The 13,885-nt window shown below is 60.8% G+C and carries 10 protein-coding genes and 1 pseudogene; 8 read left to right on the forward strand and 3 right to left on the reverse strand.

Annotated elements, in window-relative coordinates; genetic code table 11:
* Positions 1-268: 268 nt before the first annotated feature.
* On the forward strand, positions 269-901 hold the full coding sequence (locus Mal15_RS01070; RefSeq protein ID WP_147866046.1) for a sigma-70 family RNA polymerase sigma factor: 633 nt from the start codon (positions 269-271) through the stop codon (positions 899-901).
* A complete protein-coding gene (locus Mal15_RS01075) occupies positions 891-3,677 on the forward strand; it encodes a serine/threonine-protein kinase (RefSeq protein ID WP_147866047.1) in 2,787 nt (928 codons plus the stop codon). The genes Mal15_RS01070 and Mal15_RS01075 overlap by 11 nt, the downstream gene beginning before the upstream one ends.
* A 137-nt stretch (positions 3,678-3,814) precedes the next feature.
* On the opposite strand, the pseudogene Mal15_RS35040 reads toward Mal15_RS01075, so the two are convergent.
* Positions 3,815-3,910 (reverse strand): annotated as a pseudogene (locus Mal15_RS35040) (type IV pilin protein); the annotation flags it as partial.
* 216 nt (positions 3,911-4,126) lie between these two features.
* Between Mal15_RS35040 and Mal15_RS01085 the strand changes: the two are divergent.
* Positions 4,127-5,545 carry a sensor histidine kinase gene (locus Mal15_RS01085; RefSeq protein WP_147866049.1) on the forward strand — a complete coding sequence of 473 codons (1,419 nt, stop codon included), beginning with the start codon at positions 4,127-4,129 and terminating at the stop codon, positions 5,543-5,545.
* On the forward strand, positions 5,538-7,025 hold the full coding sequence (locus Mal15_RS01090; RefSeq protein WP_147866050.1) for a sigma-54-dependent transcriptional regulator: 1,488 nt from the start codon (positions 5,538-5,540) through the stop codon (positions 7,023-7,025). The genes Mal15_RS01085 and Mal15_RS01090 overlap by 8 nt, the downstream gene beginning before the upstream one ends.
* Before the next feature lie 141 nt (positions 7,026-7,166).
* Here the strand turns inward: Mal15_RS01090 and Mal15_RS01095 are convergent, their stop codons facing one another.
* On the reverse strand, positions 7,167-8,525 hold the full coding sequence (locus Mal15_RS01095) for an Hpt domain-containing protein (protein ID WP_147866051.1): 1,359 nt from the start codon (positions 8,523-8,525) through the stop codon (positions 7,167-7,169).
* Positions 8,526-8,913: 388 nt separating this feature from the next.
* Here Mal15_RS01095 and Mal15_RS01100 point away from each other — a divergent pair, with 388 nt between their 5' ends.
* Positions 8,914-10,050 (forward strand): tetratricopeptide repeat protein, encoded by a 1,137-nt coding sequence (locus Mal15_RS01100; RefSeq protein WP_167546559.1) that lies wholly within the window; start codon positions 8,914-8,916, stop codon positions 10,048-10,050.
* A gap of 3 nt (positions 10,051-10,053) precedes the next feature.
* Here the strand turns inward: Mal15_RS01100 and Mal15_RS01105 are convergent, their stop codons facing one another.
* Positions 10,054-10,572, reverse strand: a complete 519-nt coding sequence (locus Mal15_RS01105) for a tRNA (cytidine(34)-2'-O)-methyltransferase (RefSeq protein ID WP_147866053.1) — start codon at positions 10,570-10,572, stop codon at positions 10,054-10,056.
* A 335-nt stretch (positions 10,573-10,907) separates the two neighbouring features.
* On the opposite strand from Mal15_RS01105, the gene Mal15_RS01110 reads away from it, so the two are divergent.
* From Mal15_RS01110 to nagB, 3 genes are read left to right on the forward strand one after another with little or no spacing between them, the layout of a single operon-like run.
* Entirely contained in the window at positions 10,908-11,714 is an 807-nt protein-coding gene (locus Mal15_RS01110) for a hypothetical protein (protein ID WP_199773791.1), read from the forward strand.
* Positions 11,687-13,090, forward strand: coding sequence for an HD domain-containing protein (locus Mal15_RS01115; protein ID WP_147866054.1), 1,404 nt, complete (start codon positions 11,687-11,689; stop codon positions 13,088-13,090). Before Mal15_RS01110 ends, Mal15_RS01115 begins: the two co-directional genes overlap by 28 nt.
* Entirely contained in the window at positions 13,087-13,848 is a 762-nt protein-coding gene (nagB, locus tag Mal15_RS01120) for a glucosamine-6-phosphate deaminase (RefSeq protein WP_199773792.1), read from the forward strand. The genes Mal15_RS01115 and nagB overlap by 4 nt, the downstream gene beginning before the upstream one ends.
* Positions 13,849-13,885 lie beyond the last annotated feature (37 nt).

The following is a 13,885-nucleotide window of genomic DNA, read 5'->3' on the forward strand; positions in this document are numbered from 1 at the left end:
GGAGAGACTAGAATGATGGATCGGGCGAAGGCGTCCGCTGCGGGACAGCCCCAGTGTGGCAAACGCACCCCCATCGAAATTTTCGGTTCGAATTGAAACGCAACGATCGCCTACCGGTACACCACAACAAGCCAAAATTTTTCTCGGATTTCCTGGAAACCACGGGGCGGCGATTCGGCCGGGTGTCCGAAACCGGTTCGCAAGTCGACATGGCGACGGCGGCGGGCGTGTGTAAATCCAGCTTTCTCTCCGTTTCAAGAGGACCAAGATGTCGGGCAGCGGCTTCAACGAGGAACTCGTCGAACGTCTCCAGTCCGGCGAAGAGCACGCCTTCGTGGAGCTATTTTCGATTCACCGCCAGCGTTTAAAACGGATGCTTGAGTTCAGAATGGACCGTCGATTGCGAGGCCGAGAGGACGCGTCCGACATTCTTCAAGAGGTCTACATCGACGCTCATCAACGTATGCGTCACTACCTCCGACGCCCCCAGTTGTCGTTCTACGTGTGGCTTCGCCAGCTGACGACCCAGCGGTTGATCGATGTTCACCGACGTCACCTCAAGGCGGAGATGCGGGATATCAAACAAGAGGTCGGGATCAACCGCCAAATGTTGGCGGCCACCTCCGCGTCGATGGCGCTACAACTGGCGTCCGTGTTGGCCTCGCCCAGCCAAATCGCGATGCACGCCGAGTTGGTTTTGCAGATCGAAAAAGCGCTCGAAGGGATGGACGAGATCGACCGCGAGGTGATCGCGCTGCGGCACTTCGAAGAGCTTCGAAACAGCGAGGTCGCCGAAGTGTTGGGTTTAAAAGACGCCGCCGCCAGCAACCGTTACATGAGGGCACTGACCCGGCTGAGAGAAGTGTTGCAAGAAATCCCGGGGTTCCTCGATGAATCATGACCCCACCGAGCTGCGCGAGGAGGAAGCGGAGGTGCGCGACCCGGTCGAAGTACTGGGCGAGGAGCTGATCGAACGCCGTCGCCGGGGAGACCAGGTGACGACCGATCAATACGCGCGGGCCTATCCCGAGTTGGCCGACCGCATCCGGATGCAGTTCCCGGTCATGATCGCGCTGGAAAAATTCAAAGAGAACACGCTGTCCTCGACCGCCGATCCCTATGATATCGAGATCGAGGTGCCACCGGAACTGGGTGATTATCACATCGTTCGTGAAATCGGCCGCGGCGCGATGGGGGTGGTCTATGAAGCCGAACAGCAGAGCCTGCAGCGACGCGTCGCCGTCAAAGTGTTCCCCCGCCAGACCCTGCAAGAGGCTCGCAAGCTGGAACGATTTGCCCGCGAATCCAAAATGGCCGCGCGGTTGCACCACAACAACATCGTGCCGGTGTTCGGCGTCGGACATCATTCCGGATTGCACTACTTCGTGATGCAACGGATCAAAGGCGTCGGGCTGGATGAAATCATCGAACGGGCCAAATCCGGATCGCGGCCCTCTCGATCCTCCGACGACACACTGCGATGGCGTTTCGGGGCGGGCAGCACCGCCGATTCCGGCAGCAACCGCTCCCTTCGCCTGGCCCGGTTGTTTGGTCGCCATGAGGACGATCCGCCGACGATCGCACCGACCGGCGAGGGTGTGGGTTCGGACCAAGACCTGGCGTCGGAGATGGCGTCCAGCTTTGTTCGTGCGGCCGGCATCGGAGTCCAAGTGGCTGACGCGATTCATTATGCACACAGCCAAGGAGTTCTACACCGGGATGTCAAACCGAGCAACTTGATGATCGACTCCGGTGGGACCGTGTGGGTGACCGACTTCGGGCTCGCGACCGCCTTGCAACAAGACCAGCCGGTCGACCGCAACGACATCGCGGGCACACTGCGATTCATGGCCCCCGAACAGCTGGGCGGCAAACACGACACCCGCAGCGATCTCTACAGCTTGGGCGTCACGCTGTACGAACTGATCACCCTGCAACCGGCGTTCGTCGCCGGCAGCAAGGCCGGGGTGGTGGATCGGATTCTACATGGGGAATTCGAGAAACCACGATCGGTACGGCCACGCATTCCGCGGGATCTGGAAGCGATCGTGCTCAAGGCGATGGCCTTGTCACCCGAACAGCGGTATCAAAACGGACGCGAACTGGCCGACGATTTGACCCGGTTCATCAACGGGCGTCCGGTTCGAGCCCGGCGGATCGGAAGTATCGGCCGCATGGTCCGATGGGCGCGGCGCGACCCCTTGGCCGCCTCCCTGGTCGGTACCTTGGCGGTCGTGATCGGCACGTCCTTCGTCCTGGTCAGTTCAAAGTGGCGTGAGGCGGTCGAAGAACGGCAACGCGCCGAAAGCAATTTGATCGTAGCACTTGAATCGATGGACCAGATTCTGGGTCGGTTCACGTCCAGCTGGATGGCTCGCCCGACCGATCTGGAAATCGGCCCCGAAGACGCTGCGCCCGGAGACTCTGTGCCGGCAGACCTCGCGCCCGGTGAGCTTCAGATGCTGGTTTCCGACCACAGCGCGTCGCTGATGGAAGATGCGATTCGGTTCTACGATCGATTCGCCGTCGACAACGCCCCCAGCCCCAGGCTGATGCGCGATACCGCACGTGTCCATCAGCGCGCCGGGGATATCTATCAACGGCTCGGTAAGTACGCCAAGGCCGAGCATGCCTACGTGCGTTGTCTGGCGATTTTGAATCAACAAGACGCCACGGATGACACCTCGCTGGTGTTGACCAAGGCGAAAGTGCTGAACCAATTGGGGTTGGTCAAGTATGCCACCAGCCGTTTCCCTGAAGCGGAACGGGTCTTTCTGAAAGCACGCGATGTCTTGGCCCAGCAGACGCATCGGGGCGAACCGGCCTGCCAAGCCGAATTGGCGCGGACGTTCAGTAATCTCGGGCAATCTCAGTGGTTGATGTTCCACCACGAAGACGCGCGACGGAGCCATCGCAGAGCCGTTTCCATTCTGGAAAGTCTGGTCGAGTGGGAACCCGAAAATCCGGGCTATCAACTGGCCCTGGCGCGCGCCTATCGGGCCTATTATCCGTTTGCGTCGAATCGGAACAGCAACGAGCGGGAATCGGTCAAGTCGGCCGGGATCGCGATCTTGGACGAACTGGTGATCGAGCATCCGCATGTCCCGGATTATCAGTGTGAACTGGCAGAGATGTTGACCGCGACGGTCCAGCGTTTTCGCTGGACGGGGAACAACCGGGACCAGATCGCCCAACTGGAACGCGGCATCAAAATCGCCCGCCAGTTGAGTCAGGCTTACCCCGCTATTCCACGCTACAAAGTGACGCTGGCCGACGCCCTGAAGGCGATGGGAGACTTGGTCGATCGCTCCGATCCGATCGCCGCGGCGACGTACCTGAATGAGGCGATCGAGATTTTTCGTTCGCTGACAGGCAATTTTCCCGATGTCCCCGCCTATCACTTCTTGTGCGCGATGGCACTCCGCGAACACTCGCAATCCCGATTTCGGATCGAACAGTTTGCCGAGTCTCAGCTGAGTGCCCTGCAAGGGGTCGAGGAACTGGAGGTCTATGTTCGGCTCCGCCCCGGCAATCGAATCGCCTGGGGGATGCTCGCCAGACTGCATGATCAAGTCGCCGCCGCATCGATGTCGATGAATGAAGCGGAAGATGCCGAAACGGCGCGGGCCAAAGCCCAGGAAATCCGTGAGCGATGGGGACCAAGCCGCCGCCGTTAACGTCATGTTCAACGTCGGCCGTGAGCTTACCACTCGCCGAGCACTTCACGGCCGGAGCGCGTTCCGGCGGCGTGCCAAAGTTTCAAATCGATCGAATCGGTCACGCTGCGGACGCTGCGGTCCAGCAGCGCCGCTTGGACCAAGATGCCTATGATTGCGATCACGACAAGTAACTCGACCAGGGTAAATCCTGAGGCGCGGAAACGTTTCAAAGCAAATCTCGCAAGTTTTATGGCGGGAGGATGGATCACACTGCCGGAAGAGGCACTGCGGTTGCCAAGCAGGTCCTGTACCGAAGACCGTTTTTGCGATCCGTGCCGCGAAAACAGCGAGATTTCAAGTGACGCGGTCCGGCCCGGCGGCGGATTCGCCACCGTCGGGTGGCGAAAAAAGCATCGCGGCAGGCCGGCCATCCACGCCCCCCACATTCAACGCGACTAACATCCAACGTGCCCACGAACCATTCACTGACCACCCGAATTCTGACGCCGCTGGTGATTTCAGCGGCGCTTGCCGCGATGGTGGTGGCGTGGACGTCGTGGACACTCGGCCGCCGCTGGGCGCTCGAGGAAATGTCCGATCGTTATCACTGGATCGAAGCCGCGATCACGCCGTCCACATTTCCGCTGACCCCCGCCGTCTTGCAGTCGCTTTCACAGTTGACCGGAACGCAGTGGATCACGGTCGATCCGAGCGGGGCGATCGTGTCGTCGACGCTCCCGCTGGCCCCGACCGCCGAGTTGCCCGGAGCATTGACCGGCCGGTCCGGCATCACGCGGTCCTCCGGTGATGCGGATCCGGCGCCGATGGATGTCGTGCTCGATTCGACCGAGTTCTTTGCCTTTGCGTTCGATCGGCCGATCGCGGGGGCCGGAGACGGCAGAACGTCGTCGGTGGTGGTGTTGTTTGCCAAGCGAAACGTCGATGCGGTCGCCCGACGGGCCGCCGCGCTGCCGCTGTTGACCGGATTGTCGACCATCGCCGTCGTCACCGCCCTGATGTTTTTCCTGACGTCGCGCTTGATCGGCCGACTCAAACGCCTTGAAACACAGGTCGACCGCATCGCCGGCGGTGAGTTCGAATCTGAACTCTCCGACGTCGGTCACGATGAAGTGGGACGCTTGGCCGGCGCGATCAGCACGATGGCAGGCCAACTCAGTGAACTGTGGGACCGTGTCAATCGCCAGCAGAGCGCCAAACTGTTGCACCAAATCTCCGGTGGCATGGCCCACCAATTGCGCAACACGCTGACCGGGGCAAAAATGGCGATGGAATTGCATCAGGGAAGTCTGGACCCCGAGCCACCCGAAGAGGTGCGCGTGGCGCTGCGGCAATTGGAAATCGCCGAGGAATACGTCAGCCGGTTGCTCGCCCTCGGTCGCGGCCAAGCATCGACCGAGCGACCGCAACGCGTCGGCGAGTGTTTGGAGGACGTGCGTTCGACGCACCAACCGATTGCCAATCATCTGCGTGTTGAATTAACTTGGTCGATCGATCCTGTGTTGCAATCACGATGGATCAAGGACGGGGCGTCGTTTTCCGCCGCAGTTTCCAATCTGGTGCTTAACGCGATGCAAGCCGGATCGATGCAGGCCGGCTCCCAGGTTGATGTCACCGCGCGGACCATGCATTCGGATCAAGCCGTCGTGTCGGTCGTCGACAATGGGCCGGGTATCGACGATTCGGTCAGCGGATCATTGTTCGATCCCTTTGTCACTTCCAAACCCGAAGGCTTGGGGCTGGGGTTGCCGCTGGTCAAACGGACTGCCGAAATGTTAGGCGGTTCGGTTCGCTGGCATCGCGATTCGGACAGGACGACGTTTGAATTGACCGTGAACGTATCACAGGAGAACCCGCAGCATGACTGACAGTGGTGCACCGGACCAGCCCGATTCCCGGGGGCAAACGACCCGCCGAGCGACCGTCTTGGTCGTCGATGATGAACCATCGATCTGTTGGGCGTTTGAGCGGATGCTCACCGAGCAAGGGCACACGGTGATCACGGCGTCCTCGGCCGAAGAAGGCCTGCAGTTGGCCGCGGCACGACGCCCGGACCTTGTTCTGCTGGACGTGCGATTGCCCAAGGAGGATGGGATTTCAGCGCTGCCGAAGTTCATCGAAACCAGCGGGGGCAGTCCGGTCATCGTGATGACGGCGTTCGGGGATTTGGAAACCGCCGTTGCGGCGGTCCACCGTGGTGCAAGTGAGTACCTGGTCAAACCCTTTCACTTGGATGATGCCCGACGCGTCTGCCAGGTCGCCCTTTCGACGTCTCGGCAATCGTCCGCCCCCGTCGCGGTGGTGCGTAAGGACCAGGGAGACAACCGATTGGTCGGCAGCTCGCCGGCGATGCAACAAGCGTTTCGTCAGATCGCGTTGGTGGCCGCGAGCGATTTGTCGGTGTTGATCACCGGCGAGACCGGGACGGGGAAGGAGTTGGTCGGGGCCGCCATCCATCGTCACAGCCATCGGTCCAAACAAGTTTACCTGCCGATCGCGCCGGTCGCTCTGAACGAAGACCTGGTCGAAAGCGAGTTGTTCGGTCATGTCAAAGGCGCCTTCACAGGTGCCGATGCCGATCGGTCGGGACTGTTCGATCGAGCCGAAGGCGGCACGGTGTTCTTGGATGAAATCGGCGATCTGCCGATGAGCGTGCAAGTCAAACTGCTGCGTGTTTTGGATCAAGGGGAGTACCTGCGGGTCGGCGACGTGCGGCCACGACGGTGCAACGTGCGTGTGCTGGCCGCGACCAACCGTGACCTTCACGAAGCGATGCGACAGGGACAGTTTCGCGAGGACCTTTACTATCGCCTGAGCGGCCTGCACATCCACCTGCCGCCCTTGCGTGAACGCTTGGAAGACCTCGCGGTGCTGTGTCGGCATTTCTTGCTGCGTCTGGGCAACGAATCCGCGGCGGAATCGCTTTCCGAGGAATTGATCGACGCGCTTTCCGAGCGACCGTGGCATGGCAACGTCCGCGAACTGAGCAACGCTGTGGAACATGCGGCGGTTGTCGCCCGGGGCCGGTCACTGACGATCGACGACTTTCCGCCGGCACAACTCGGTCGCGACTCTGGCGCCGTGCAGTCGCCCGAAGCTTCGTTGCCCGATGCGGTGGCAGCCTGGTGCAAACCGCGGCTGGACGCCGACGCAGCCGAAAACCCCACAATGACCTTACATGCGGATCTGGTCGCGGCGGTCGAACCGACGCTGCTGCGGTTGACGCTCCGGGCGACCGCGGGCAGTCGTGCGGCGGCCGCAGAGCGATTGGGGATCCATCGCGGCACGCTCCGAGAGAAGCTGCGTCACTACGGGATCAACGACGTCGATGCGTCAGGCGGAAAGTGAATCGACTACGATGCGCCTTGGACCACGGTAATGATACATCCCCACGGATAGCAGGGCGTACCCACGGATCCCTGACCGATCAACATCCGTGGGGACGCTTTGCCATCCGTGGGCTGATCTGAATCCGGTTTCGCGGTCTTCTCAGCCGTCATCAGGCGACGCGGTGCCTCCGATCGGTTGGGGGACGACCAGACGCTGACGAATTTCCAGAACCACGCGAAGTGATTCCTGGCACTGGTGGACATCCTGACTTCGTGCCGCGTTCATCAACTTGAGCGCCGCGTCGGTCAGGGCCGGGAATCCGACCGTGCCCCCGGAGCCTTTGAGCCAATGGGCTTCGTTTTCCAATTCTTCAAAGGCCTTGGTTTGCACCATGGACAACATGCCCATCAAACGCACATCCAACTGCTGGATGAAATCGACGACGATCTCCAGATAGTCTTCGTCGTCCAAGGGAAGCGTGCACTCGATCGGCGTCTGGTCGACCGCCGCATCATCGGTAGCGACCGGCGAGACGATTCGTGATCGGATGGAGCGGATCTGTTGCAGGATGTCGAGCGCCAATCGGCTGTCTTCGTCTTTGGCTGCGTTTTCAAGTTCCCGAGCCGGATCGGTGAAATCGCTGAACCCGACCGTTCCCCCGGAACCCTTCAGCCAATGGGCTTCGCTACGTAGGGTTCGAAAGTCGGCTTGGCGAAGTGCGTCTTGCATGCCATCCAGCCGGCCGTCCAATCGATCGACGAAGTTCACGACGATGCCCCGCATTTCTTCGTCATCGATCGGCAATGTCGTGTGGATCGGGGGCAAACCATCCGCATGGCCGGGCGGCGTCGTCGCGGAATCGCCGTCGCAGAGAGCCGTGGCGGCGATCGACGCAGATTCCGCGGCGCTGACCACGACGGTCGTGTCTTGTGGTTGCATTCGAACCGTGTCGTCGTGGTCCGAGGACACCGGTTGGTTCTCCGCCGGGGACTTCGGAGGCGGCAGAATCAGCTCGATCAACAAAGCGTATTGGATCAGACAGATCGGGATCAGAAACGCGAGCAGTCCCCAGACGCCGTAACTCGCCATCCCCAATTCGGTTTCCGTTTCGGTGAACGCCAACTGCAGGCTTCCCCAAGGCTGGCCGAACCGAAAGATCGGAACGGTGATGCTCCAGTCATGATCTTCCGGACGTGCCGACCAATGCCGCTCGTGTCCGTTGGTTTGGAAGGTGGTGTTGCCGTCCGCGTCGGTCAATCGAACCGATCGCAGGCTGGGGTTGCGGTCGACAAGCGCGGCCACCGCCGATTCAAAGCCCGCCGCATCGCCGCCGGCAACCATCGCGGTGCCGCAGGCGGCCAACGATTCGCACAGCGCAACGCGCCCCCGCATCAGTTGCCGACGGGCGTCCGGTGCCAGGCCGATCCAGTCAGCAAGCAACACCGTTCCCGCCAGCAGACCGGTCACCAGCAGCGCCAAGCGAAATCGGAGAGGGATGCGTGCGTCGAATTTCGGCATCGTGATAGAATTTGCGGTTTCATCGAGTCGTCTTCACCGATCGAAGAGACTACCGACTGGGGCAACATCGGTAGGTGCGGCCCTCCACCAAGCGGTGGTGTACCGTTGTTCGTTTCACTGGAATGCGTCTCTCAAACAAACGATTTGTCTTTCTCTCTCATCGGGCGTTTGTTTTCCTGCCGATGACCCCGTCTTCGTTGATTCATCCCAAAGTGACTGTTTCAGGGCGACGTCTCACCGCGTGTGTGCGTGGAAGCAGCCGTGTCGGTTGTGACGACAATAACGTCGACACGAAAGATTGATTTGTTCCGGCGAATTTGAATCGCTATCATGAACGTTTGGCCATGAAATAGACGATTCATCAGTTTTTTTGAACATGAGGGAATCCATGCCGGTGTTACTTGAAGGCACGGCAGTGGTGATTCTCAACGAGGCGTTGGATCGCTGCTTGGAAGGCGGCGCGTCGGAATTTCACACGATCGCCCCCAACGCGATGTCCTTTGGCGACGGCGAGGTGACGCAAGCGAGTTTTATGTCGCATCGCGATGCCGAGTTGTTTCGCGACAAGTTGGTATTGATGGGACTTCGCGATGACGAAGATTCGCCGGATCTGGTGTTGGTCGACGCCCACAATCAAACGATGCACCCGACATGCGATTGGTTGCGGTTGATCGAGTACAAGGGAAACTTGATCGCCAGCCATGTCACCAACGACTCGGATGTCGTGGTGGCGCCGGAATCCTGGGATCCCGATGCCGGACCGACGCTTCAGCACATGTCGGCCGAAGAGGTGCGCGATCGGCTGGAGTTTGTTCGCCGCGAAGAGCGGGTGGACGTTTATCGCGACCGACAGACAGGGCAACTGCTTTACAGCGCCCGCCTGCACGAGACGCCTCAGGAGCTGTTCAAGAAGTCCGCCGATATTGTGCTGGGCAACATGCGCCATCCGGGACAGCCGCCGCCGCCGAGCGATGTGCAGCAAGCGATTCGTGGGGCGATCGGTCAGCTTCAACAACTGGTCACTCAGCAGGAGGATGCCTGGCGGGTCTGGTTTCTGCTCGGCAAGGCCTGGCACGCCGTGGACCGCATTCCCCGAGCGATCGGCGCGCTCGAGCGGGCGTTGGAAGTAGCCGATCAACCGCAGTCGATCATCTACAAAGAGCTGGCCGGCGTGTTGTTGGTCGACGGGGCGACCGAGCGGGCGTGCGAGATGGGGGAAAAGGCGGTCGCGTTGGCCCCCGATGATGTCGAGTTACTGGGGAATCTTGGGATCGCGTACTTGTTGGATGGTCGCGTTGAAATCGCCGGCAAGACGCTCGAGCACGCCTTGGCGATCCATCCGGATGATTCGACGAATCAATATGTGATGGAAAAGATCAAAGCGGTCCAAGCGGGGCGGTTGTCACGGCCGAAGACGCTGGCCGAGTTGGAAGGCCGCCGACCGACGACGCGTCCTGTCAAAACGGCCGCACGAAAACCGGGCTGGTTGCGTGGCTGGCTGCGACGAATTTCGACGTTCCGATAAACATCAAGTTTGCTGAGGCCCGTGCGCCAATTGTCGCTGCTGTTCGAACAGCACGATCCCGACCGTGGTGGCCAAGTTCAAGCTGCGAACATTGCCGGTCGTCGGGATCCGCAGCGCGTGGGGGTCGTCCGGGCCGACGATCTCGCGGGGCAAGCCGGTCGATTCGCGTCCGAAGACGAAACTGTCCCCGTGGCGAAACGTCACATCCCAAATCGATCGCGTCGCGAACCGGGAAAAGAAAAACATCCGCGGTGGCGGCAATTCATCGGTGACCTCTTCCCATCGGTCGACGGCTTGCAACTCGAGGTGCTTCCAGTAGTCCAGCCCCGCGCGGCGGACCCGTTTGTCGCTAAAGTCGAAACTGGCCGGCCGCACGATCCACAGCTTGGCACCTACCGCGACACAGGTCCGACCGATGTTGCCGGTGTTTTGAGGGATCTCCGGTTGATACAGCACCACGTGTGCGACGGGACCGTCCGGCTTGCGCCGGCGGTCGGGATCGGGCATCGACGGCTCAGGCATCGGGTTTCCTGACTCCAGCGTTTATGATTGGTCGAATGTCATTCTTGGAACCCTCCCGTGTGCGAGAGGGTCGGGCGCAGCGCGGGGAGGGCAGCATGCAACAGGGGCTGCTGAATTCATCCGCCGTCAACGTTGCTCCTCGCGTACCGGCCAGGGGGTGTGGCTTTTGGTGCCTGCCGGCGGCGGAAGGGTTGCAAAGGGGCTTGGTGGCGTGACAAACTGTCCGTACATCATGACAAATCGCCCGCTTTTTTCAGTGGGGGGCTGTGTCTTTTTCTCCCGAGCTCCGTTCGATCCGTCCGGCCCAGTGTCAACGCTGGCAGAGAACCGCATTCATGCCGATCCAAGTCACCTGTCGCCACTGTCTCAAACGCTTCCAGGTGAGCGACAAATTCGCCGGCAAAACCGGGCCCTGTCCCAATTGCAAGAAGCCGATCGAAATCCCCAAGGCGGACGAGCAGGTCGTCATCCACGCACCGACCGACGGTGCCCCCAAGGACAGCAAGGGCGTCAGCGTCCTGAAGCCGATCAAGCGCAAAGAAACCGACGTGACCAAAAGCGGTCTGTTGATTTCGATCGGATCGATCGTCGCGGTGTTCGGTTTCGCGCTCGTGTTCCGTTTCACCGGCCAGGACGGCGCGGCACCGTTTTGGGCCCAGTTGGTCGGATTGATTCTGTTGGCGCCCCCGTTGGTCTGGTCGGGGTACACGTTCTTGTATGACCAGGAACGTGAACCCTACGTCGGCCCGGAACTTCGCAACCGTGTGCTGATCTGTTCGGCGCTGTTTGCCGTGATCTGGGTGGTGTATGCGTTCGTGCCGGCCTACGTCTTTGAACTCGACAAACCATCGGAGATGTCGTGGACGGTGTTCGGGATCACGCTTTGCGTGATGATCGTCCTCGGTGCGCTCGCGTCGGCGGGGACGTTCGAATTGGAGTTTTTCAACGGGGTGATTCACGCGGGGTTGTACTTCATCGTGATCGTCTTGTTGGCGCTGACCAGCGGCGTGGCCTTGGCCGGCAAACCCAGTCAAAACGATCGATTGTTGGACCCGCTTGCGTTGCGGTCCACGCCGCAGATGCATTCGGTGACCATTGCCGACGTCACCCCTTCATGCTTGACACCGCCGTGCACGTCGTGAACGCTCCACCCGAACTTGATCTGCTGTATCGCGCCGGTGCCGACTCCGGATCACTGGTCCGAATCCCGCCTTCGGACAGCGTCCCGTTGTCTCCACGCGTGCGAAGAGTTTTGGACACCGCCGCACTGCGTCGATTGGCAGGCATCAGCCAGCTGGGCATGGTCTCGCTGGTCTACCCCGGCGCGATGCACACGCGGTTGGAACACACCTTGGGCGTCTACCAGAACGCGTTGCGTTTCCTGGCCCGATTTCTTGGGGATCCGGTCGCCTCGGGTTGGCTGGACCAGCGGCACTGCGACGCGTTGATTCTGGCAGCGCTGGTCCACGATCTGGGGCACTGGCCGTTTTGCCATCCGATCGAAGACATGCAATTGGAATCGGTCGCTCGGCACGAACACCGTGTCGGACAAATAATCCGCACGGGCGAGTTGGCCCGTTGTATCGACGACGACTGGAACTGCGATGCCGCCGACGTCGATCGGTTGCTGATTCCGCCGCAGGGTGATGAAGCATCGGATCGCGACTTCGACGACGGATTCCGTTTCCTGGCCAGTTGCTTGAGCGGTCCGATTGATATCGACAAACTCGATTACCTGCAACGCGACAGTTTGCATTGTGGCGTGGACTACGGCCGCAACTTCGATGCCGGGCGGCTGATCTCCTCGCTGGTCGTCGATCCGGCGACCCGGCGATTGGCGGTCGGCGAAAAAGGACGCACCGCAGCCGAAATGATGGTCTTTGCGCGGTACATCATGTTCAGCGAGGTGTACTGGCATCACGCCGTCCGTTCGGCGACCGCGATGTTGCAGCGGAGTGTGTTTCTGCTGCACAACCGGCTGGATCTGAACGCCACCTTCAAGCTGGCCGATGCCGAGTGGATTTCGCTGCTGCGACGGACCGGCCAAGGCAGTTTGGCCGAACCGATGGTTGAAGGCCTTTTCGGTGCCCGTCGTCAGCTCTTTAAACGCGTCGCCGAATTCAGCGTGCTCTCGGGAGCCGAGATCCATCAACGATTGGCGCGTCGCCCCCACGGCTGGCTGGTCGCGTTGTGCCAGCGTGTGGCGGAACAACTGAGCCGCCAAAGCGGTGTGGCGGTCGCACCGGCCGATGTGCTGATCGATGCTCCGCCGGTCAAATTGGAAGTCGACATCAACACGGCGGTGTTGTTTGCCGACGGCCGCACGTCGACCTTGGGTGAAGTCTCACCGGTCGCCGCCGTCCTCGCCCGCCAACAATTTGACAACGTCGTCAAACGCGTTCGCGTGTTCGTCCGACCCGATCTGCGCGACCCGTTGCGAACCACCTATCCGACGTCGGACCACTGGTCCGAGTTATTGATTCAGTGCGTCAACCAAACCGAAAGTGAAGGGGTATGATTCAGAACGTCCAAATCGAGGGAATCGAAACCATCGTCCAGGCCGACGCGGAACAAGCGTCACGCACCGTCGCCCAGTTGATCGCCGACCAAATCGGTCGCAAGGGTGACAGTGTGCTCGGGCTGGCCACCGGAGGCACACCGGTCCAGGCGTATCGTCAGCTGATCGAAATGAACCGACGCGGCGAAGTGGATTTCAGTGCCGTGACTTCGTTCAACCTGGACGAATACATCGGCCTGGACGGCGCCCATCCGCAAAGCTTTCGCGCGTTCATGAACGAACACTTGTTTGATCACGTCAACATCGACCGAGCGCGGACCTTTGTCCCCGACGGATGTGCCGACGATGTGGCGGCGCACTGCGCGAAATACGAGTCGATGATCGACGCCGCCGGCGGAATCGATCTGCAATTGCTGGGGCTCGGGCACAACGGACACATCGCGTTCAACGAGCCCGGGTCGCCGCGTGACAGCCGCACCCGTCAGGTCGATTTGACACCGCAGACGATCCAGCAAAACGCCCGATTTTTTGACTCGATCGACGAGGTGCCTTGCCACGCGATCACAATGGGGATTGCCACGATCTTGGCGGCGCGACGGATCGTGATGCTGGCGACCGGCAAGGGAAAAGCCGAGGCGGTCGCACGCATGCTGCAGGGGCCGATCGGCGAAGACCATCCCGCATCGTTGCTCCGACGTCACGATCACGTGACGGTCGTCTTGGACAACGCCGCCGCCGGGGCGCTGCATTTGGAGTGATCATCCTTGGCGGTTCCCATCGCCACAGACCGGACCT

This window comes from Stieleria maiorica (assembly GCF_008035925.1).
GTDB classification, from domain to species: Bacteria; Planctomycetota; Planctomycetia; order Pirellulales; family Pirellulaceae; genus Stieleria; species Stieleria maiorica.